The sequence below is a fragment of the Kitasatospora sp. NPDC056651 genome (genome assembly GCF_042792155.1).
In the GTDB taxonomy this organism is placed as follows: Bacteria; Actinomycetota; Actinomycetes; order Streptomycetales; family Streptomycetaceae; genus Kitasatospora.
This window is the reverse complement of sequence record NZ_JBHTWX010000023.1, coordinates 25,174-45,543: the sequence shown is the minus strand read 5'-3', so window position 1 is coordinate 45,543 and position 20,370 is coordinate 25,174. Positions and strand designations below refer to the sequence as shown.

14 protein-coding genes are annotated in these 20,370 nt (G+C 70.5%); 7 read left to right on the top strand and 7 right to left on the bottom strand.

Translation table 11 applies throughout. From position 1 onward, the window contains the following. Positions 1 to 6 precede the first annotated feature (6 nt). The 7 genes from cas7u to ACFRAR_RS12270 form a co-directional block, all read right to left on the bottom strand. Positions 7 to 1,197, bottom strand: coding sequence for a type I-U CRISPR-associated RAMP protein Csb1/Cas7u (gene cas7u / locus ACFRAR_RS12300; RefSeq protein ID WP_380697552.1), 1,191 nt, complete (start codon positions 1,195 to 1,197; stop codon positions 7 to 9). A gap of 687 nt (positions 1,198 to 1,884) precedes the next feature. Next, positions 1,885 to 2,997: a hypothetical protein gene (locus ACFRAR_RS12295; protein ID WP_380697551.1), complete on the bottom strand. Its 1,113-nt coding sequence runs from the start codon at positions 2,995 to 2,997 to the stop codon at positions 1,885 to 1,887. Between the two features lie 237 nt (positions 2,998 to 3,234). Next, complete coding sequence (locus tag ACFRAR_RS12290) at positions 3,235 to 4,311, bottom strand: hypothetical protein (protein WP_380697549.1); 1,077 nt, start codon at positions 4,309 to 4,311, stop codon at positions 3,235 to 3,237. Then, positions 4,308 to 8,906 (bottom strand): hypothetical protein, encoded by a 4,599-nt coding sequence (locus tag ACFRAR_RS12285; RefSeq protein WP_380697548.1) that lies wholly within the window; start codon positions 8,904 to 8,906, stop codon positions 4,308 to 4,310. Before ACFRAR_RS12285 ends, ACFRAR_RS12290 begins: the two co-directional genes overlap by 4 nt. 2 nt (positions 8,907 to 8,908) lie before the next feature. Beyond that, positions 8,909 to 9,652, bottom strand: coding sequence for a hypothetical protein (locus tag ACFRAR_RS12280; protein ID WP_380697546.1), 744 nt, complete (start codon positions 9,650 to 9,652; stop codon positions 8,909 to 8,911). Continuing rightward, positions 9,649 to 11,289 carry a hypothetical protein gene (locus ACFRAR_RS12275; protein ID WP_380697545.1) on the bottom strand — a complete coding sequence of 547 codons (1,641 nt, stop codon included), beginning with the start codon at positions 11,287 to 11,289 and terminating at the stop codon, positions 9,649 to 9,651. The genes ACFRAR_RS12280 and ACFRAR_RS12275 overlap by 4 nt, the downstream gene beginning before the upstream one ends. A 342-nt stretch (positions 11,290 to 11,631) precedes the next feature. Further along, on the bottom strand, positions 11,632 to 12,357 hold the full coding sequence (locus ACFRAR_RS12270; RefSeq protein ID WP_380697543.1) for a DNA-methyltransferase: 726 nt from the start codon (positions 12,355 to 12,357) through the stop codon (positions 11,632 to 11,634). A gap of 574 nt (positions 12,358 to 12,931) precedes the next feature. Here ACFRAR_RS12270 and ACFRAR_RS12265 point away from each other — a divergent pair. The 7 genes from ACFRAR_RS12265 (at position 12,932) to ACFRAR_RS12235 (ending at position 20,287) form a co-directional block, all read left to right on the top strand. Beyond that, the gene (locus ACFRAR_RS12265; protein WP_380697542.1) at positions 12,932 to 14,101 is read left to right on the top strand and encodes a C40 family peptidase; all 1,170 of its coding nucleotides are present in this window, start codon (positions 12,932 to 12,934) and stop codon (positions 14,099 to 14,101) included. 82 nt (positions 14,102 to 14,183) lie between these two features. After that, positions 14,184 to 14,492: a DUF6112 family protein gene (locus tag ACFRAR_RS12260; protein ID WP_380697540.1), complete on the top strand. Its 309-nt coding sequence runs from the start codon at positions 14,184 to 14,186 to the stop codon at positions 14,490 to 14,492. Beyond that, positions 14,492 to 15,187: a hypothetical protein gene (locus ACFRAR_RS12255; RefSeq protein ID WP_380697539.1), complete on the top strand. Its 696-nt coding sequence runs from the start codon at positions 14,492 to 14,494 to the stop codon at positions 15,185 to 15,187. Before ACFRAR_RS12260 ends, ACFRAR_RS12255 begins: the two co-directional genes overlap by 1 nt. A 15-nt stretch (positions 15,188 to 15,202) precedes the next feature. After that, on the top strand, positions 15,203 to 16,651 hold the full coding sequence (locus ACFRAR_RS12250) for an ATP-binding protein (RefSeq protein WP_380697537.1): 1,449 nt from the start codon (positions 15,203 to 15,205) through the stop codon (positions 16,649 to 16,651). Positions 16,652 to 16,805: 154 nt separating this feature from the next. Beyond that, on the top strand, positions 16,806 to 18,275 hold the full coding sequence (locus ACFRAR_RS12245; RefSeq protein WP_380697536.1) for an SCO6880 family protein: 1,470 nt from the start codon (positions 16,806 to 16,808) through the stop codon (positions 18,273 to 18,275). A gap of 33 nt (positions 18,276 to 18,308) precedes the next feature. Beyond that, positions 18,309 to 18,758 carry a DUF6238 family protein gene (locus ACFRAR_RS12240; protein ID WP_380697534.1) on the top strand — a complete coding sequence of 150 codons (450 nt, stop codon included), beginning with the start codon at positions 18,309 to 18,311 and terminating at the stop codon, positions 18,756 to 18,758. 23 nt (positions 18,759 to 18,781) lie between these two features. Further along, positions 18,782 to 20,287, top strand: coding sequence for an ATP-binding protein (locus tag ACFRAR_RS12235; protein WP_380697533.1), 1,506 nt, complete (start codon positions 18,782 to 18,784; stop codon positions 20,285 to 20,287). The last annotated feature ends 83 nt before the right edge of the window (positions 20,288 to 20,370 follow it).

Below are 20,370 nucleotides of genomic sequence, written 5' to 3'. Positions count from 1 at the left end.
GACGTTCTACTCGCCTTCCGCCTCGCCGATGCCCTCCAGGCGGAAGGAGCGCTCGATCGCCTGCTGCACCTGCGCGTTCGGCCGCAGCCGCACGGGCTCCTTCGACCACACCAGGCCAGCCTCCTCGGCCCGCGAGCGCGCGAACTCGAACAGCTCCAGCGCCTGCCCTGCAGTGTCCAGCTCCAGCGGCTCCGTCACCGCCACACCCTCACGCCCGCGGCCGACCCACTCGATCCGCTCCGACACCAGCAGCAGGTCGCAGCCCGACCGCAGCCGCACCGCCGGCGCCGCGAACGCCAGCCGGTCCCCCAGCAGCGCCAGCGCCGCCAGCAGGGCCCTCGCCGCCCGCACGTACTCCTTCGGCGCGTCGCCGAAGCGCAGCGCCCGCAGGCCCGCCATGGCCAGCGTCGCGTTCCGCTCGATCGCCTGCACCGTCACCCCGCCCATGCCCTCGACCGGCGGGATCATGCCGTGCCCGACCGCCGACGCCTTGAGCGTCTTCCCCTTGCCCTTCTTCCCGGTGCCCTCGACTGGCCTCCAGCCGTCGGCGGTCAGCTCCACGTTGTCGCCGGGGAAGTTCCACTTGTCGAAACGCCCCGCCGCCCTCTTCCCGGACAGCGGATCCAGGCCCACCAGCTCCGAGGTGTAGGTGCGCGGCACCTTCAGCTGCACGCGGCGCTTGCGGTGCGAGTCCCACAGCCCGTACACGAGGTCCGACGGCGCCGACTCCAGGAAGGCACGCACATCACCGGTCCCGGTATCGCGAAGCGCCCGGCCCGTGTCCGTCTCGTCGAACTTGACCCCGGACTCGTCCAGCGCGTCCCGGAAGTAGGCATCGCGGGAGCGGTGCGGCGCGTCCAGGTTCGTCATCCGAAGGCCCCGGCGTTCCGCGGTCACGTGCAGCGCCAGGTGCGGCACCACCGCCTCCCCCAGGTCGACGGCCTCCAGCAGAGCCGTCTCACAGCGGTTCGCCTGCGACTGCCGCTGGTCCAGCAGCACCACCCTCGTGCGCTGCCCGCCAACCCACCGGTCCTCGAACAACTGGCCCGGACCGTCGCTCTCCTTGAGCTTCACCGTCGGCGGCGCCACCGGCGCCCCCACGCCGGCCACCGGCTCGTACTGGGCCACGATCCGGATCGCTCCGTCCGCCGACAGCCCGCTCGCCGCCTCGGCCATCCGCTCGTACAACGCCTCCATGGAAACCCTCCTTGGGTAGGAATCTCTCGGACAGTTCGCATCGAAGCAGCCCCCACCGACAGCCATCACCTATTTGAGTGATAGATCGTCAGAATTGCTTATGCAGCAATGACTTGGACTAAGGTGCGCCAATCTTTGCCGACTGGCGATAGCACTGTCCGTCGGGTGTCAGGGTGGTGACTCCGCACCTGGATCAGCCAGTTGGCATCCGAAGCCATCTCCCGGCCAATGGATCAACGCCGCAGCTGATTGCCGTGGTCGCCCTGGAGGCGTCCAATGGCAGCCTGACGCCGTGCGGGCGCACAGCCTGAGCTTCTAGGGTGGGCATCCCATCCCGGTCTTCACCGGCCGATCCCAGCCTTGCCGAAGCTACGAACGCCCACCTCATGGAACCCGTTACCTTCACACACCACACCGCGGTCTCCCCCCGAAGGTCCTGGTATGGCCCATTCCGCAGCCCTACAGGTCCAGACTGGCCGTAGGTTCGCCCGCGGCCCCGCGAGGAGAGCGCCATGCGTGGCGCCGGAACTATCTACAAGCGGTGCGGTTGCCGGAACCGTCATGCTCACGAGGCTTTGGCGCAAACGGCCCTGGCATCCTGGCGGGACTGCTGCAGAGTCTCCTACGCCCCTCCATTTCCTGTGGGTTGCGGGTGTTCCGCAGAGCTCGCCGGCGCTCCGGAAGGAATCAGCGAGTGCGGCGCCGCCGGCCGGTGGCCCCGGTGGTGCGGGCGATGAACCCCGCACGTCCTTCGCCCGCCATATCGACCGGCGGCAGCGCGGCCCGTTGGCGGTCGGCGCGGTTCAGCAACCATGCGGGGGCGGTGGCGCGGGCCAGGTCGAGGAGGCTGTCGGTGAAGTGGATGTCGGCGTACGAGGTGCCTTCCGGGTGGGCCTGTCGGGCCGTGGTCCACTCAGCGAGCGCGCGAGCGGCGCCTTTGGCCATCGATACGGTGTCAAGGGCCAGGGCGCCTCGGCGTCCGCCGGTGGCGCGCCGCCAGGTCTCCTGCATGGCGGTAACCACTTCGTCCCGCAGGTGGTGGAGTTCGTCCAGCGGGGTGTAGCAGAGCGTGTGGAGGCGTTCCTCGCCATTTGTCTCCTCGAAGCGGCCCATCTGGCCCGCGTGAGTCGTGGCCGCGTACTCCCAGACGGCGAGTCGGGCAAGGCTGAACTCGTCGGAGTCCAGGTCGATCGCGGCCTCCAGGTCGCGCATGATGACGAGATCGTCCTCGGGCAGACGGGGCGAGTTGAGGTGGGTCAGCACGCCGACCAGGCGTTCATCGACCGCTTCCCGCGAGGCGCGGGCGAGGTCAGGCAGCCGGCGCAGGTTCGCGCGCATCTTCCGGATTGCCATCCCGCCCTCCTTGACATCGAGGACGGCTTCGGCCTCCGCCCAGTCGTAGTAGACGTCCTGCTCGAAGCCGGGGTCGTCAGGGACAGCGTCCGCGATCCTGGCCACCTCATCGCGGTGGCGTTGCCGGTAGGGGAAGTACGTCCTGACGAGTGCCAACTTCAGTGGGAGTTCCGGGATTCGGGCGCTGTCACAGAAGAAGGCAAGCAGGACCGTGTCGTCCAGCCGGCGGCCGGGCCGGTGCCGGCGCGCCAGCGCGCGGGCGAGGTCTTTCACTTCCTGCGGGTAGGAGGTACTGGTGCCGGCCCGCCCCAGAGACACCCTGTCGGGCGCAGGTAGCAGGCCCGAGCGGCGCCAGCGTTCGAGCTGGGCAACGCTGACGGGGTTCCCGTCGGCAGCCGTCAGGTCCATGAGTTTGCGATAGGCGCCCGTCGGCGCGGAGCGTGGCATACGGAGACGCTACAAAACGAGCGCATCGATTCTTGGGCGCCAGACGCGGGGGTGCAGATCGCCCGCCTCTCCCGTCGCTGCGAGTGGTAGATGCGGCGTCCCCCACACCGATCGTTCTCGCAATGCACCGTGGCGCCGTCCCGCGTGCTCCCGCTGTTCGCCCGCCTGGTCACCGTCACCGCGATGACCTCCGGGAATGGGCATTTTGTGCTTGTCTACCTCAGTCGTGTGGAGCTCTCATAGAAGCCCGCTCTGTACGTCGCGTACCTGCGGCAGGAGGGGTTGTCCGCGGTGGAAGTGCTGTCGAAGTTCGGGAAGCGGCAGCGCCTCCTGGCGGAGCACCTTGTCGCCGTTCAGGAGCGCCTCCGCTCTCGTGCGGATCGACTCCGGCAGCCAAGTGATCGCAGCCTTGAGCCGTTCCGAGCTGGTAGGTGTCAGGAAGCGAGGAGGCATTTCAAGGAGTGCCTGATAGAGACCTCCTGCGGGCTCGACGGCCGGGAGCCCGGCTTCAACGGCTCTGGCGCTTGTCTGCTGGCCGCATTCGAGGCCGTCGATGTCGAGGTCCCCGTAAAGGAGGATGTCGGTCACTGGATGGGCGCGTTCTTCGAAGGCTTCGGCTGCGGTCGGGATGGATGCCGCGAGCTGGTCGCCGGAGCCATACGCCAGCCAGCCGACCTGGGACCCCTCCGGCCAGGTGCGGAGGGTCTCGCGCAGGCTGGTGAAGGTCGCGGAGTTCTCGACGATCAGCATCCACGGTGCCGGGCCGATCTCGAACATCGCGAGCGGTGGGGGTGTCGGGCGTGCGCGCAGGTGCACGGTGATGTCGAGCAGCCCGGCCCTGACGAGGTGGTTCTTCTCGATTCCGTTCAGGCGCTTCTCGTCACCGTAGAGCTGGTAGGAGCGTTCGGCGAGCGGGAGGACCTCCGTGTGGGGGTTGTCGCGCAGCTGGGAGTTGATCGGATCGAGGAGTTGCCGGTCGGCCGGGCTCAGACGGAGGCGGCTGGCGAAGGAGAGCGCCGGAACCCAGGCCCGCGGAACGGGAGGGGGCTGTCGGGGGCGGGGTGCAGTGGTCCTGCTTACCCATCGGGGAAGGGGCGGGTCTGCGCTGGTGTCCCAACCAGCCTTCCCCTTCGGGAGGGTGGCGAGGTTGCGCTCGGCGAGTTCACCGGCTGCCGCGGCGAGGATGCTCCGTCGGTGCGGGGAGGTCGGGAGGCTGCTGTCGCCCTCGTCGGCGGCGGCCGCCAGCAGGTCGAAGTCGACCCGCTGGCGGCCGTGCTGCGCGAGCCGGAGGGCCATGCGCTCGGCGGGTGTCACTCGTGCTCCGCCTCGTGGCCGCCGTGGTCGGCCGGTGCCGGCCGGGTGCGGCGCAGTAGTCGGGCGGTGGTCATGGTGTCGGTGTCGGTGCGGGTGAGGGCGTCGGTGACGGCGCTTCCGTAGCGTTCTTCGATCTGGACATAGCGCTGTTTGGTGCGGGAGTCGGCGCCGTTGCGCAGGCGGAGGATCAGGGGGAAGCGGCCGAGGGCGGGGAGGTCGTTGCTTCCGGTGGTGTAGACGAGCTGGATGTCGTGGGCTTCGGCGACTCGGCGTTGGAGGCTGACGAAGGGGAGGTAGTTGGCTTTGCCGAAGGGGTTGTCGAGGACGAGGGTGCCGACGCCTCCGGGGATCTTCCGGTCGCGTTGGGCGGCCCGCATGCGGGCGAGGGTGCAGTAGAGGAGGACGGATGTGGTGAGGAGTTCGCCTCCGCTGAACTTCTTGATCGCGGTAACGGATTCGCGTTCGAGGGTGTCTGTGCTCTGGGTGGGTTTGATGACCTTGGCGACGATGTTGCCGTTGCCGCCGATGCCGGCCAGGACCAGGCGCTTGGCCAGTTCCATGGCTTCCGGCAATGGGACGGGCTGGCCGGTTTTGGGGGTGAGGGCGGTGGTGAGCCGCTCGATCTCCGCTGCGATCCGGCGGGCGAGTTCTTCGTCGGTGGGTTCGTGCCGGATCTCGAAGTCGAGGAAGCGCTTGTCCGTCCACTGTCCGAGGCCGCGGGGTAGTCGTGAGTAGCGGGAGACTTCTTCGAGGTCGTCGAAGACGGACTTGACGAGGGTGACGCAGGCTCGGACGACGAGGATCTGGTCTTCGTCGATTTCGGCGAGTTGCTTGGTGACTACGTGCTCGCGTTCGTGGATGTCGGCGAGAAGGGCTGCGAGGCGGGTGGGGGATGCCAGGTCGCCGGTCAGCTGGGCGAGGAGCCGGCCATTCACGACCTGGTTGTACTCGGGCTGGTTGGCGAGGGACTCAACGGCGCGGGTGGCGCGGTCGAGGGCTCTTTGGAGCCTGTCGCGGGCGCTGGCCGCTTCGTCGAGCACGGTGGTCAGTTTCGCTTGGAGGGTGCGGGCTTGCTCGGTGGTCAGGGTGCTGGCGGCGTGTGCGGTGAAGTCGTGCTGCTCGGCCAGCAAGGCGTCCGTGGACAGGGGTGAGCTGTTGTCTCCTTGGCTGGGGGCGTCGCTGCGGTGGCGGGCGGCTGCCGATGCGAGGCTCTGTTCGGCCTGCGCGAGCAGGTCTGCGCGGTTGGTCGTCTCGGCGGCCGCGCGGCGGAGGCGTTCGACGGCGAGTTCGCGTTCGTGGATGCTGTCCTTGGCCCCGTCCAGCTTCTGGCTCGCGGTGTCGAGGACTGAGCGGGCCTCGACGGTGGTGGGGAAGTCGGGGAGGGTGGGCGGTTCTCCGAGTCGGGCCAGGGCGGCTTCGGCCTTTTCGAGCCGCGCCTCGGCCTGCTGGTGGAGGATCTTTGCCTCGGTGCGTGCTTCTTTCGCCGCATCCAGTTCCTGTTCCGTGTGTTCGCGGCGGTCGGCCCGGCGGTGGGGTTCCGCTGCGTCCGTGTCGGCGGCGATCTCCGCCGCGCGGGTGCGGGCGGGCTCGCTGAAGCGGTCGAGGGTGGCGCTGAGTTCGGTGATCGCCGTCTTGCAGGTGTCGAGGCGCTGTTGGAGGCCTTTGTCGGTGACTCCGGAGTTCCAGTCCTGGAGGGCCTGGTGCCAGCGCGTGCGCAGGTTGCCCAACGCGACCTTCGGCTCGGTACCGGCGGGTGTGGTGGTGGGGGCGTCCGGAGGAGCGGGGATGTCCGGAAGCTCGGCTCGGATCTCGGCGAGGTCGTTCTGCCACCTCGTCCGCGTGTTGTTGCAGCGCTGGACCTCGGCGGCGAACTTGGCGACGTTCTGCAGCGCTTTGTCACCGCGTCGCCGGTGCGCTTGGCCGGCGCGCTGGTGCTCTGCGGCCTCGTGTGCCGCATCGGTGATCTCCGATTCGAGACCGGGCAGGGCAGCGGAGTCTGCCGCCAGCCGGGACGCGCGCTCGATCAGGGCGGCCAGGTCGACGAGTTCCTGATGGATGGCCTGGATGCGGCTGTGGGCGTGCTGCTGGGCGGCTTCGGCGTCCTGGGCGTCCCGGGCAAGCTCGCGCTGCCGGTTCTGCAGGGCGGTCTTCTTGTCGTCGAGGCGGGCGAGCTCGGCTTCCAGGGCGGCGCGCGGCCGGGTCCCGAAGTCGGCGAGGTGCTCGACGAGGCGTTGGGAGAGCAGGCGGTCGTTCTCCCGGCCTTTGATCAGGGCGCTTTGGCGTGCGGCGAGACTGTCCAGCCGGCGGTTGACCTGCCGCAGTTCGTCGTCTGCGGCATCGCTGTTGAGGGCGCCGGGGTGGACGGGCATCACCACGTACTGCCGGTCGGGCCCGCCAGCGAGCAGCTCTTCCGCGTCCGTGTGTGCCGCCACCGCGATCACCGAGGTCAGCGCGACGTTGGCACGACGCGCCAGGGCCGTCAGGTCGTCGCCAGGGACCGGGCCGCTGACCACGATCCCTCCGACCAGATGCGGGTGGGTGGCGATGACTTCGGCGTACCGCTCGGCGGGGACTGCGTCGCGCAGGTACTGGAAGCCCGTCAGAGCGGGGGCGCCGAGGTTGCGCAGGCTCTGGACGGCTCTGTCCACCTCGGGGGCGGCCGGCAGGTAGCCGGTGTCCTGCACGGCCCTGCTTACTCGCCTGTCCTCTGCCGCGGCCGCGTGTTCCGAGGCGATGGCTTCGTCCGCGGCGCGGCACTGGTCTTCGAGGAGCCCCACCAAGTCGCCGCCGATGGCGTCCAGGTCGAGCGGCTCGTTGCTGTCGATCCTGGCCACTTCCTTGAGTCGGGGCTCGGCGGCCAGCGCGCGGCGTTTGGATTGGAAGTCGTCGATCCGGTCCCACAACTGGGTGTGGCGCTCGGAGACCTCGCCGAGTTCGCTGCCCACGTTCTGCCGCTGGACGGCGATCTCGCCCTGTCGGAGGCGAGCTTGCTCCAGCCGGTCCTTGAAGTCGTCAAGTTGCTTGTCGGTGCTGTCGCGTGCGCTACGCAGGCGTTGGAGGGCCTGGTCCGGGTTCTCGGCTTTCTGGAGGACTCCTTCGGTGCGTGCGCTCGCGACGAGGGCGGTGATCTCGTCGCGTCGGCGGGTGGCGTCCTTGGCTCTGCCGTTGGCTGCCGCAGCCGCCTCGCAAGCCGCGGCATGCTCGCTCTGGGACTCCTGGGCCTCGGTATCGGCGCCGGCCTTGTCGGCCTTCGCGGCTTCGAGGTCGACCGTGATACCTGCCAGCGACTGGGTGAGAGCGGCGTGCAGCGCCGCGCCGGAGCGTTCCAGGGCAAGGCGTTGCGGGGCTCGGCTCTTGTCCTGCTGCGCGAGGAGCTCCGTGGTCTCCTTCGCCTCGGTGGTCCTGGCGCTCAGCGCGAGGAGCGGCTCGACGGCCTCCCAGGCTTCGCGCTCCAGCTGCGCAGTTTCGACTGCCTTCGAACGGTCGGCCGTCGTACGTTGGGCCTCAGCCGTTTCGAGTCGTTCGACGTGGGCGGTTAGGGCGGCCACGTACGTGTGCTGCCCAGCGAGGCGACGCTTGGCTTCTTCCACTTCCCGTTCGGCGGCATCGGCCTCGGCCTCGATCCCCTGGGCTTCTTGCCGCAGCCCGCGGACCTGCTCGGCGATGTGCTCGGCGGCCCGGTCGACGACGTGCACCTGCTGTTCCAGCTGGTGGCGCGCGGCGGTGAGCGCGGCCGTTCCCTTCTGGACCGGGCGCAGCCGCAGGACGGCTTCGGCGAGGAAGCGGCCTTCGGTTTCCCGATCGGGGCGGGTGGCGAGCTTGTCGGCGTGTTCTTCCAGTGCCTCGCGTGCCGCGATGGGACCGTCGGGGTTGACGACCATGCCGATCAGGAAGTTGACGAAGTCTTCGCAGGTGGTGAAGCGGAAGAGGTCGGTGATCCCGCCTTCCCCTTTGTTCATGTCCCGCTGGATCTTGAACACCTGTGGGTCGAGTCCGTACTGCTCCAGCTGCTCGGCCCAGTTCCACTGTTCCTCCGCGATGACGAGTTTCGCGGACCGGTTCGCCCTGAAGGTCTCCGTGATGGTGCGCAGGTAATTGCTCTGGCTGAGGAGCGAGTTGTCCCTGCGCACCGGCAGGGTGTCGAGGTCGAGGACGCCCGGGACGGGGCGGAAGAGGTACCAGCGCCGGATGAGGCGGTCCCAGCCGCTGCTGGTGTCGGCGGGGCACTGGCCGTCCTTCCACTGGTAGACGCCCGCGGTGATTAGGGCGGGACCGGTGCCGGGCCGCTCGGAGTCCTCCCATTCCAGGATGACGTGCGAGACCTTCCCGCCGGGGATGTAGTCGGCCAGTGATTTGCCGTCGGCGTGCCCGATGAAGTCGATCTTGAAGGGGAGGAGCAGGCTGAAGATCAGGGCCAGGAGACTGGATTTGCCGCCGCCGTTGCGCAGCCACAGCACCGTGTCCACGGCCGAGGCCGCCGTCAGGGGGCGGCCGTCGGCTGTGCCTTGGCCGTTGGTGAGGTCCAGGATCAGGGATCCGAAGCGCGCGGAGCGGTGTCCGACGTGCTCCAGCCGGATGCGGCGGATGACGTACATGTCTAGTCCTCTTCGACGAGTTGGGTGCGCCGCAGGTCGCCGAGGAGGGCGAAGGCGGGGGCGGAGGCGGCTTCGCGGACCTGAAGGCGGAAGCGGTGGGCCAGCAGGTAGTGGCCCGGCCCGTGGGCGGGGGCGGGGGTGGCCATGCCCTGCTCGACCAGCCATCGCAATGCGTAGGCGATCCAGTACTGACTGCTGGCGCGGACCACGCGGCTGCCGCCGGCGGTCGGTCGACCGGGGGTGAGCTTGGCGTAGATGCGCCATGCGGCGTCCAGGCCCGTGTGGGGCAGCGCCAGACCCTCGCTGTCGCGGGTGGCTTCCTGGAGTTTGCCGATGAGGTGCCGTAGGAAGGCGTCGACGTCGTCGACCGCGATCCGCTTGGCGCCGTCCTCCTCCAGGTCCTCCGGGTAGGGGTAGGCCCGTGCGGCGATCGCGACGTGGACGAGGCCGAGAGTCAGGCGCTCCTTGCTCGAAAGCTTTTCGTGGTCGGTGAGCCGGTAGGTGAAGATCGACCCGTGGCGCGGGTGGAGGATCAACCCTTCCACCGGGTGGACCTCGATCAGGTCCATCTCCAGGCCCTCGGCGCAGGCTTCGACGGCGCTGCGGAACGGGCGCTCGCAACGGCACCGCTGCAGCAGCTCCCGGTAGCGCGGGTTGTCGAGGGGTCTCATGCGCGGTTGGAGGCCGAACCCGACGAGCGCCGCGACAGCGGCCAGTTCGAGACCAGTGACGGTCGGGGCGGTCATGGGCGGCTGTCCTCTGCGGTGAAGGGGGCGTCGGGCGCCGCCGGTTCGGGGATGAGCGGTCCGGCCGGCACAAGCAGCAGGTCGGTGCCGGCCATGAAGCCGAGGTCGAAAGTGGCAGCGTCAGCCAGTACCACCAGGCGCTCCTCCAGCAGGTCGGCGAGATCCGCGAGGCAGCCGTCGTCCTCGTCCTCGGGGTCGGGGGCGAAGGCGCGCAGCACGCACAGCGCCAGCAGGTCGGTGACGGCCGGCCCGTCCTGCTCCGCCTGGGCGAGCAGGGCGGACAGGTGGACGGGGGCGGTCAGTGCCTGTTCGATCAGTGCTCTGGCCGCGGCGAAGTCCTCTTCCGTGTAGGGATCTTCGTCCTCGGCTTCCTCGATGACCAGGTCGGTGGAGTCGTCGGGGAACGAGTCCCGAAACTCGCGCACCGGAGCCAGGAGCAGCTCCCAGAAGTCCCTCAGCCGCGGCCGGCGGGTGACCAGGGGGCCGCCACTGGCGTCCGCGAACACGCCCGCCACCTGCGTGGCCTCGTCCGCGTCGAGTTCGAGCAGCGGCTCCAGCAGGTCGTCGCGCAAGCCGATCAGCGCCAGGCGCGGCATCGGCCGGAAGCACTGCTCGGCCTGCGCCCGCAGGAAGGTGGGCGTGGCGCCGATCACCTTCTTCAGCAGCTGGGTGTGGCGCAGGTTCGCCCGCTCCAGCAGGCGCAGGACGCGCACGCAGGTCATGCGGACGTCCCCGTCGGTGATGTTGTTGCGGGCCTGCCGCATCAGCTCCATTAGGCCGAGTTCGACGCTCTGGCGTTCCGTCAGGTGCGCTCGGGAGGAGGCGAGGAGGCCAGTGACCTGGCCGGACCAGTCGACCGAGCGCACATCGCGCTCCGTCTCGGCGAGGACCGTCCGGACGCGTTCGGCCAGCAGCAGCGACAGCTTCAGACTCTGTGCGGCGCTCTCCTCCGCCCGGCCCCAGCGGCCGGTCGACACCTGTCGGCGCAGCATCTCGTCGTAGGCCGCCTGCTGGTCCTCAAGGTCGTGGTCGAGCCCGGACAGCAGCATGTTGATGGCGGAGGTACTGGCTTTGAGCACCGGCTGGCCCCGAAGGCCGATGTCCTCTTCGAGGTAGCGGAAGAGCACCTCGCCCCGGCTGTGGCCCTCGCGGTAATCGCTGTAGCCGAGGGAGAACTGCTCGGCGGCCCCGTGGTCGTTGAGCAGTTCCCTCAGGACGAACCGGGCTACCGCCACGTGCTCAGCCCCGTCGCGATACGGTGCCGCTCTTCGGGCCAGCTCCGCCAGGAAGACGACCACCTCTTCGGTCGTCGCCTCGCGCTCCATGCCCTGCTGGCTCACCACAGCCTCCAGCACCGCCAGGGCCATCGTGCGCGGGTCGTACAGACCGGTCGGGAACTGCTGCCACGCCTGCCGCTGATCGATCCGGTGCAACGGCGCCGAGTGCGCCAGCACCGTGCACTTGCGCACGAAGCCCGCGTCGGAGACCAGCCCGAGCCAGCCGTCGCCGGACTCCGGCTCGCAGGCTTCGGCCAGAAGCCGGTTCTCCTCGCGGTTCAGAAGGCGCTGAACGATCGCGTCCTGGTCCTCATCGTCCAGGGGGCGCGCTCCCCGGCGGATGGTGCGTGTACTTGTCATGCGCCGAGTGCAGCACTCAGGTCAGACAAATTATCAGAAAGCGGGGCGAATAATTCATTCGAATGCACGCGTATGAATGATTGAACTACTTGAGTCGGCGTGAGCCTCAGCTGCGCTTCACACCACCTACCACGCGCTCAACCAAGCTCTGCCGAAGACGGAATGGAGCCCCGAGCGCGCTACCACAAACACGACCACCCCGCTCTGCAGCCATCCGCCGCCGGAGCCGGCCACTCCGTGCCCGCGATCATGGCAACCCTGCCCGTTCCCCGCCATGGGGCATCCACTTCGGCCCGGCCGCCCGACCCGCCACCGTGGTAGCGGAGGTCATCGCGCTGAGGGTCACGCCTCCGGTCCGGCGAGGACGAAGTCGTGCTGGGTGAGTTCGGCGCGCAGTCGTTGTTCGGCAATGTCGGCGTAGCGGGGGTTGAGTTCGATGCCGAGAAAGCGCCGGCCTTCGCGCAGGGCGGCAATGCCGGTGGAACCGGTACCGGTGAAGGGGTCGAGGACGGTGCCGCCTTCGGGGCAGATCTGGACGAGCTGCTGCATGATCTCCATCGGTTTCTGGGTTGTGTGGTCCTGATCCTTGCAGGGCTGGGTGGCGGTGAAGTGGCCGGGCAGGTAGAGGTCGCGGTTGTTGTCGAGGGAGCCCTTGCCCCCCCAGGTGATGAAGTCGGCGGACTGCTCGAAGCCGCCCTTGCGGGGCTGGCTGGCGGGCTTGATCCAGGGGATGGTGCCTTGCCAGGTCCAGCTGGCCATCCGGAGCCCTTCGCTGATGTCGGGCTTCTGCCGCCAGTCGGAGAAGATCATCGCGACTGAGTGCTCGGCGCTTGCCCGGTATGCCTCGGTGAGAGTTCTGTGAGCCCAGGCGATGTGGTCACCGTTCTCGTCGGGGAAGGTCTTGGGGCCGTGGACGCCGCTGCTGCTGGTGGCGAGCTTGCCGCGGACATCGCGGCTGGTGCGCCCGTCGCTGCTGTACGGCGGGTCAGTGATGACGGCGTTGACGGACTCGTCCAGGAGGGTCTTCATCACGGTGAGGGCGTCGCCTCGGTGCAGCTGGTAGCTCACGGGTCTTCCTTCCGCATGGTGCTTGGGCCCGCTCCGGGCGGCTCCCGGCGGCAGCCGCCCGGAGCGGGGATGCCCAGGACGGTAGCCGCGATCGGCGGCCGTACCTAATGAGCGCGACGGGGTGCAGGGCTCGACCGAGGGGTCGTTTGGTGCGGCCGAATTTCGCGTCTACTGTCTCGCCATGCCGACCGGGCAGCAGGCCAAACGGTCCTGACCCGGCGCGTGTTGGTTCGTGCTGCCCCGTACAGCCGCGACCACGTGCGGGCAGCGTCCCCTTCCCCTGTCTCCCGAGGAGCGCCGTCGTGTTCCGGCTGAGATTACGAGCGCGGCTGACTGCCGCGCGTGGCCCGAGACCGGCGTCCTGGAGCTACCAACTCCCTTGACCCGGGACCGCTCTGAGTAAGGGCGGTTTCACCACCGGCGCGGTGCCGGCGACTTCTTCGCACGAGAGGCCGGCACCGCGTTCTCCTACGAATCCCCGAGGAGCCGCTGCGATGCAGCATGCCCTGGCACACCCATGCCCTCATCCTCTTGCGCCACCCGGTCGACCACTGCCCGGTGACCGGGGGCCGTCGTGAAGAAGACGGTCGGCGCGCTCGTCGGCGTCGTCGCCTGCGGTCCGCTGATGCTGGCCCTGCCCGTCGCGATCGTCGGCGCGGGCAGCGCCTCGGCCTCCACGTCCAGCTCCTGCCCTCCCGGAGGAAGTACACAGGGCGTGGATTCCTCAGCGGTGGCGGCGCAGGTCGAGGCAATCCTCAAGGGCTCCAGTCCGCTGTCGGCTCCGGCCGTGGCCGGGCTGAGCAAGCCGTCCGAGCAGATCCCCAACGCCCGCACGATCCAGGCCACCGGTGTCGCGATGCGCATCCCCGTACGCGGGCAGGTCGTCGCCCTGGCAACGGCACTGCAGGAGAGCGAACTTCGCAACGTCAACGGCGGCGACCGGGACTCGCTGGGCCTCTTCCAGCAGCGGCCTTCGCAGGGCTGGGGCACGCCGGAGCAGATCATGCAGCCGGTGTACGCCTCGACGAAGTTTTACGAGGCGCTGCAGAAGGTCAGCGGCTGGGAGTCGATGACCGTCACCCAGGCCGCCCAGGCAGTGCAGCGCTCCGGCTTCCCCGACGCCTACGCCAAGTGGCAGCCCCTGGCGGAGGCACTCCAGAAGGCCCTCGCCCTGCTGCTCACCCCCACCTCCGGTGCCTCGCCCACGGTGAACCTGACGCCAACGGCTGGCGCGAGCGCCAGCCCGACAGCGGGTGGCGGCTGCGGGACGCCCACGGCGGGCGGTGACGGCAGCGACTTCGGCACGATCCCCGCGGGCTCACTGCCCAACGGATACACGATCCCGGCGGATGCGCCACAGCCGGTGCAGACCGCGATCCGGTGGGCGCTCGGCCAGTTGGGCACTGCGTACCAGTGGGGCGGCACCTGCGCGAACTCGCACGGTGCGGACCCGATGGGCAGGTGTGACTGCTCCTCGCTGATGCAGATGGCCTACCGCTCAGCCGGCGTCTCGTTGGAGCGGACCACCTACGACCAGGTCAAGCAGGGCACGGCCGTCTCGGCGGACGCGCTCAAGCCGGGCGACCTGCTGTTCACCCGGGGCAGTGCCGCTGTGCCGGAGCACGTGGGCATGTTCATCGGTTCGGGGCTGATCGTGCACGCGCCGAAGACCGGTGACGTGGTCAAGATCTCGACCCTCGCCTCGTGGCGGCCGGAGATCCTCGCCGCCCGCCGGGTCGCCTGACCCCGCGCTTTCTCCTCCCCCTCTCTTCTCCCTCTTCTCTTTGGGCTGCCTTCGCGCGCCCTGAACCGCTCTGGAGCTTCCCTTGTATCTCGCGGACGCAGTCGTACAGCTCGCCTACGACCCCGGAATCACCCCCAACGAGGGCGGCTTGCCCGGCCTTTCGGTCCTCAAGCAGGTGATGAGCTCGCTGAATTTGTTCGGCATCATCGCGGTCGTCGGGGCCCTGGCCGTGAGCGCCGGGGTGTGGGCCTGGGGCCACCACTCCGGCGGTCACCAGGCGGAGGCCAACGGGAAAAAGGGCGTCCTCGTTTCGGCCGGCGCGGCACTACTGCTCGGCGCCGCGAACGGCGTCGTCTCGTTCTTCTCGACGCTCGGAAGCCAGGTCAAGTGATGCAGAAACGTTCCTTCGTCTCGGGCCTTCGCCCAGGCGGGTCCGGCGGCGCGCTGGTGCGCAGCCGGGCGCTGCTGGGCTCGCTCGTCCTGGTGGTGCTCGTCGCCGCTGCCGGCGTGCTGGCCTACGTCACCCGGGACGGCCGCGAGGCCGCCCATCCGGCTACGGCGGCTGCGGGTTCGGCCGCGCCCTCCGCGCCGGTGAGTTCGCCGTCGCCGGGCGGGCATGCGAAGTCGCTGCCGGGTCCGCCCTCGACGCACGATCCGATCGCGTTCGCGAAGGCGGCGGCGGTGGCGCTGTGGTCGTACGACACCCGCTCCTCCTCGCAGCCGGAGCTGGTGGCCTCCCTCCACCAGTGGCTGACCAACGAGGGGCAGTACCTCGACGCCGACTCGGTCGACCGGCTGGTGCCCTCGCCGGTGCTGTGGGGGCGGATGGCCGACTCCGGGCAGTTCGCCACCGCGACCGCGGACGAGGCGCACTTCCCGGACCGGTTCACCAAGGCGCTGCAGGCCGATCCGGGGGCGATCACGCAGGCGTACGTCTACGCCGTGACCGTCTCCGGGAAGCAGTCGATCGCCTGGAACGGTGCCCCGCAGGGCGGGGCCGAGGACCGTTCGGCCACCCTCGCCGTGCAGTGCCGTCCTGACCGCCCGTGTGCCCTGGCCGGTGTGCTGCCGGCCGTGGCGCCCTGACCTGGGGAGTTCCTCGTGGATATCTGCAACCTCCCGATGGTCGCCCAGGTCTGCAACGTCGTCGACGGCATCAACTTCGTCAGCGACCCGGGCAAGAGCATCACGGACGGCATCGGCGCGTGGATCGCCAAGAGCATGGGCGAGCTGGCGGCCAGCGCCGTCGACCTGTGCGCGAAGGCGGTCGACGAGACCACGGCCATCGACCTGTCCGCGCCGTGGTTCAGGGACAACTACCAGCTGATCCTGCCGATCGGGCTGATCCTGACCGTGGGCACCTTCTGCGCCCAGCTGATCCTGGCCGCCTGGCGGCGGGACGAACGGGCACTGGCCAAGGCCGCCTGGGGCACGATGACCGGCGTGCTGTTCGCCTTCGGCGCGATCAGCTTCACGGCGGTCGCGGTCACCGTGGTCGACGCCCTGTCGGCCGGGCTGTTCCAAGCCGCGCACACCAGCGTCGCCGACGCCGTCAGGCGCATGATCAAGGTGTCCCAGTTCGGCCCCATGTTCGCCCTCGGCTGGGCGATCCCCGCCCTGGTCGCGGTCGGCAGCGCGATCGGGGCGTTCCTCTACTGGTGCGTGATGGTCGCCCGCAAGGTCGGCGTGCTGATCCTGGTGGTGCTCGCCGCCTTCGCCGGTGCCGGCGGCGGCTGGGAGGTCGCCCAGCGGTGGCGGCGCGGCTGGATCGAGGCCACCGCCACCCTGATCGTCTCCAAGCTGCTGATGACCGTGGTCTTCCTCGTCGGCGTCTCCGCCCTCGGCAAGACGGATGCCAAGGACGGCATGGCCGCCCTGTCCGACGCCATGGCCGGTGTCGTGATCATGGTCATGGTGCTGCTGTGCCCGTACGCCGTCTACAAGTTCGTCCACTGGGCGACGGACGGCAGCGGCCACGACGATACGCACCGCACCGGCATGGCCGGCATGGCGGTCGCGGCCGGGGCGGCGAAGACCGCCGGTTCCCTGGCCATGCAGATGGGCACCGGCGTCCCGGCGCCGCAGGGCCCGGCCCAGGTCCCGGGTGCGGGAGGTGGCGGCGGTGCCTCCGGCATCGACCCGACCGGCCGGATCAGCAAGGAGGGGATCGACGCCGGCCCCGCGCAGCAGCCGACGAAGTTCCGCTTCGGCGAGGACCCGAGCGCGGGCGGCGACCGCGGACGCGCCCTGGTCACCCGGCCCGGCATCCCTGCCCTGATCACCCGGGCCTCCCCCGACAGCGGTGGTGACCAGTCGGCATCCGGCGGCGGTCAGGACGGCGTCGCGGCCCAGCCCTCCGCGCCGTCCGTGCCGGGCGTCTCGACCGCCCCGGCCGCGCCCGCGCCCTCGGCGCCCGGTCCGGCCCCGGCGGGCCCCGGTGTACCGGCACCGCCCGCACCGGCGAGCGCAGGACTGGCCGCGGGCGGAGCACCGGCTCCGGCACCGGCCCGGTTCGTCTACCCGAACAGTCCCACCCCGCCCGGTTCCTGACCGGCACCCCCATGTCCTGGGGCGGGCGGCAGCCAGCCGCCCGCCCCGGGCCCACCGCCCGATCTCGAATCCTCGAAGGAGCATCCGCGATGACGTCCAGAAGAGTGCCGCGCCCCCGCCCGCCGCCCGCACGCTCTCCCCCTCTGGAACACCGATGTCCTCCTCGACGCCCGACGCCACTCCTGCGTCCGTCAAGTTCCCCCACCGCTCCAAGCGCGGCATCCTTCTCGGCCTGAGCGCCCCGCAACTCATCACTACCTCGGCCACCGGCCTGCTGCTGCTCGGCGTGCTCGTCACCCGGGGCGTCACCGGCGCCCTGCAGCTCATACCCCTGTGGGCCGGTGTCGCCGCCCTGGTGTTCATCCGCTACCGGGGCCGTACCCTCGCCGACTGGGCGCCCGTCGCCGCCCGCTACGGCCTGCGGCGCCTGCGCGGCCAGCTGGTCTGGCTCACCCGGCCCTCCTCCCGCCCGGTGCGCGAGGGCCTGCTCCACCTGCCCGGCAGCGCGGCCAGCCTGCGCGTGGTCACCGCGCCCGATGGCCGCTACGGCGCCGTCCACGACCCGCACGCCGGCACCCTCACCGCGATCGTCAAGGTCTCCTCCCGCGCCTACGCCCTCCTCGACCCCGGCACCCAGAACGCCAACGTCAACGGGTGGGGGCGTTCCCTGGCCGCGCTCGCCCGAACTGGTCAGGTCGCCCGCATCCAGGTCATCGAGCGCACCGTCCCGGACACCGGCGACGCGCTTCGCCGGTACTGGGAGGAGCACGGCCGCCCCGACGCGCCGCTCGCCGGTGAGCTGTACGGGGAGCTGATCCGCGGCGCCGGTCCGGCCGCCGCCCCGCACGAGGCGTACGTCGCCATCGCCCTGGACTTCAAGGGCGCGCGGCGGCTGATCTCCCAGGCCGGAGGCGGCCTGACCGGTGGTTTCGCGGTCCTGGCCCAGCTCACCTCCGCGTTCGAGCAGTCCGCCCGCACCGCTGGCCTCACCCCGTCCGGCTGGCTGTCCGCTGGCGAGATCGCCGCCGTGGCCCGGACCGCCTACGACCCCAAGTCACGTGCCGCGCTGGACCGCTGGTCCGAGGACGGACGCCCGTCTGCCGACCCGGCCGCCGCCGGCCCGGTCGTGGTGGTGGAGAAGGCCGACCACATCTCGACCGACTCCGCCCATCACACCACCTACTGGGTCGAGAACTGGCCGAGGACGCAGGTCAACCCCGGCTTCCTCCACCAGGTGCTGTTCGCCTCCGACGTGCGCCGCACCGTCTCCCTGTCCTACGAACCCCAGGACCTGGACTCGGCACTGCGCGACGTGCGCCGCAAGAAGGCCAGCGTGATCGCCGACTCGGCCGAGCGCGCCCGCAAGGGCCAGGTCTCCAGCGAAGCCGACTCCGTGGAGTACCAGGACATCCAGGACCGCGAGCGGCAGCTGATCGCCGGCCACGCCGACGTCGCCCTCACCGGGCTGCTGACCGTCTCCGCCGACACCGAGGACGAACTGCGCTCCGCCTGCGCCGTGGTGGAGACCGCCGCCGTGGGCGCCCAGCTCGACCTGCGCCCGCTGACCTGGCAGCAGGCCGAGGCGTTCACCGCCTCGGCGATGCCGTTCGCCCTCGCCGCCTGATGCCGGCCCTCCCGCCTTCCGAAAGAGCACCTGATGCCGGCCACCACCTCCGTCGCGCAGGACTTCGTCCCGTACGCGACCGCCGCGATCGACTTCCACCGCGCGCTCAACATCCCCACCGGCCCGCTGGTCGCCTCCCGCGCCGAACTCGACTCGCTCCACGAGCACCTGGTCGCGCTGCACGGCCTCCTCGACGCCCACACCCAGCGCACCGCGCCGCTGCTGCCGGCCGAGGGCGACCACCTCAAGGCCGCGCGCACCCGCCTGTGGCAGGTCGCCGACCACCTCCACGCCGCCTACCACGCCTCGCCCCGGCCCGGCAGCGGCGAGGTCCCCGGCCCCGACGCCTGCCGCGCCCGCCTGCCCGAGGGCGCGCCGGAGCTGAGCATCTGCCGCCGCCACCAGGAGACCGCGCAGCTGGTGCGCCGCCGCACCACCCCCGCCGACCTGCACTCCCCGTTCACCGGCCTCGTCCGCCGCTGACCCTCCACCCCGGATTCGAGACCATGCCCAGGAACCGCGCCACCGCCTCCCACCTGTTCGTCCCGAGCAAGAGCACTCGCGCCCAACAGCGCGCCGCCCGCGCCGAGTTCGCCCAGGCCCGCACCAAGGCCCGCCACGCACAGCCCGCCGCCGAGCGTCCCCGGAACAGCGTCACCAACGCGGATCTCCAGCCCGTCTACCCGGCTACCGGCCGGCCGGGCCCCGCCTCCGCCCGCGGCGGCAAGCTCCGACTGCCCAAACACCGCCTGACCACCGCCACCGCCTCGGGTGCCTACCCCTTCCTCGCGGAGGCCGGCCTCGGCGCCGAGGGCATCTTCATCGGCCGCGACCTCCACGCCGAAGGGTCGTTCTGCTACGACCCGTTCGCCCTCTACAACTCAGGCCGAATAGAGGGGTTCACGAACCCGAACGCGATCCTGTGCGGGGTCATCGGCATGGGCAAGAGCGCCCTGGCCAAGTCCATCGCCACCCGCGCCATCGCCCACGGCTACAAGATCTACGTACCGAGCGACCCGAAGGGTGAGTGGTCAGGGCTGGCCGAGGCGCTCGGCGGGCAGACCATCGCGCTGGGCCCAGGTCTCCCGGGCAGGCTGAACCCGCTGGACGCCCCGCAACGTCCGGTCGGGGTGAGCGAGGAGGACTGGAGCGGCGAGGTCCGCAAGCGCCGCCTTCTGCTGCTGGCCAGCCTCGCGGCCACCGTGCTCAAGCGCGACCTGCTGCCGATGGAGCACACCGGCCTCGACGTCGCCCTGGACCTGGTCGTCGCCGACGCCGACGCTGCCGACACGGTGCCGCTGCTCGGCGACATCGCCCACGTCCTCGGCCGCCCCGATCGCCTCGACGCCGCCCTCGGCGGCCAGGCCGGAAGCCTCGGCCACGCCACCGACGACCTCGCCCATGCCCTGCGCCGCCTGGTCCACGGCGACCTGAGCGGGATGTTCGACGCGCCGTCCACCGTCACGTTCGACCCGGACGCGCCGATGCTCTCCATCGACCTGTCCCGCCTGGGCAGCAGCGGCGACGACACCGCCCTCGTCCTCGCGATGACCTGCGCCTCGGCATGGATGGAAGCCGCCCTCGCCGACCCCGGCGGTGGTCGCCGGTGGGTGATCTACGACGAGGCGTGGCGCATCATGCGGCACGTCGGCCTGCTGGAGCGGATGCAGCAGCAGTGGAAGCTGAGCCGGGGCCTGGGCATCGCCAACCTGCTGATCCTGCACCGGCTTTCGGACCTGCTCTCCGCAGGCGACGCCGGATCACGCGGGCGTGTCCTGGCCGAGGGCCTCCTGGCCGACTGCTCGACCCGGATCATCTACCGCCAGGAACCCGACCAGATCCCCGCCGCCATGGCCCTGCTCGGCCTCACCGGTGTCGAGGCCCAGGCCATCGCCGCACTCACCCGCGGCCGGGGCCTGTGGAAGGTCGCCTCTCTCTCCTTCATCGTCCAGCACCTCCTCCACAGCCGCGAACGGGCGCTCTACGACACCGACTTCCGCATGGCCGCGTAAGCCACTGGGTTCGAGAATCCTGAACCCGCGGGTCCACCACGGACGGCTCGCTCCTCGTACCGGACGGCGAGGAGCGGGTCGCA

What these genes read in the sequence shown, in the direction of transcription:
- cas7u (WP_380697552.1), bottom strand. Translation starts at nt 1,197, where the DNA reads ATGGAGGCGTTGTACGAGCGGATGGCCGAGGCGGCGAGCGGGCTGTCG.
- ACFRAR_RS12295 (WP_380697551.1), bottom strand. Translation starts at nt 2,997, where the DNA reads ATGCCACGCTCCGCGCCGACGGGCGCCTATCGCAAACTCATGGACCTG.
- ACFRAR_RS12285 (WP_380697548.1), bottom strand. Translation starts at nt 8,906, where the DNA reads ATGTACGTCATCCGCCGCATCCGGCTGGAGCACGTCGGACACCGCTCC.
- ACFRAR_RS12280 (WP_380697546.1), bottom strand. Translation starts at nt 9,652, where the DNA reads ATGACCGCCCCGACCGTCACTGGTCTCGAACTGGCCGCTGTCGCGGCG.
- ACFRAR_RS12275 (WP_380697545.1), bottom strand. Translation starts at nt 11,289, where the DNA reads ATGACAAGTACACGCACCATCCGCCGGGGAGCGCGCCCCCTGGACGAT.
- ACFRAR_RS12255 (WP_380697539.1), top strand. Translation starts at nt 14,492, where the DNA reads ATGCAGAAACGTTCCTTCGTCTCGGGCCTTCGCCCAGGCGGGTCCGGC.
- ACFRAR_RS12245 (WP_380697536.1), top strand. Translation starts at nt 16,806, where the DNA reads ATGTCCTCCTCGACGCCCGACGCCACTCCTGCGTCCGTCAAGTTCCCC.
- ACFRAR_RS12240 (WP_380697534.1), top strand. Translation starts at nt 18,309, where the DNA reads ATGCCGGCCACCACCTCCGTCGCGCAGGACTTCGTCCCGTACGCGACC.
- ACFRAR_RS12235 (WP_380697533.1), top strand. Translation starts at nt 18,782, where the DNA reads ATGCCCAGGAACCGCGCCACCGCCTCCCACCTGTTCGTCCCGAGCAAG.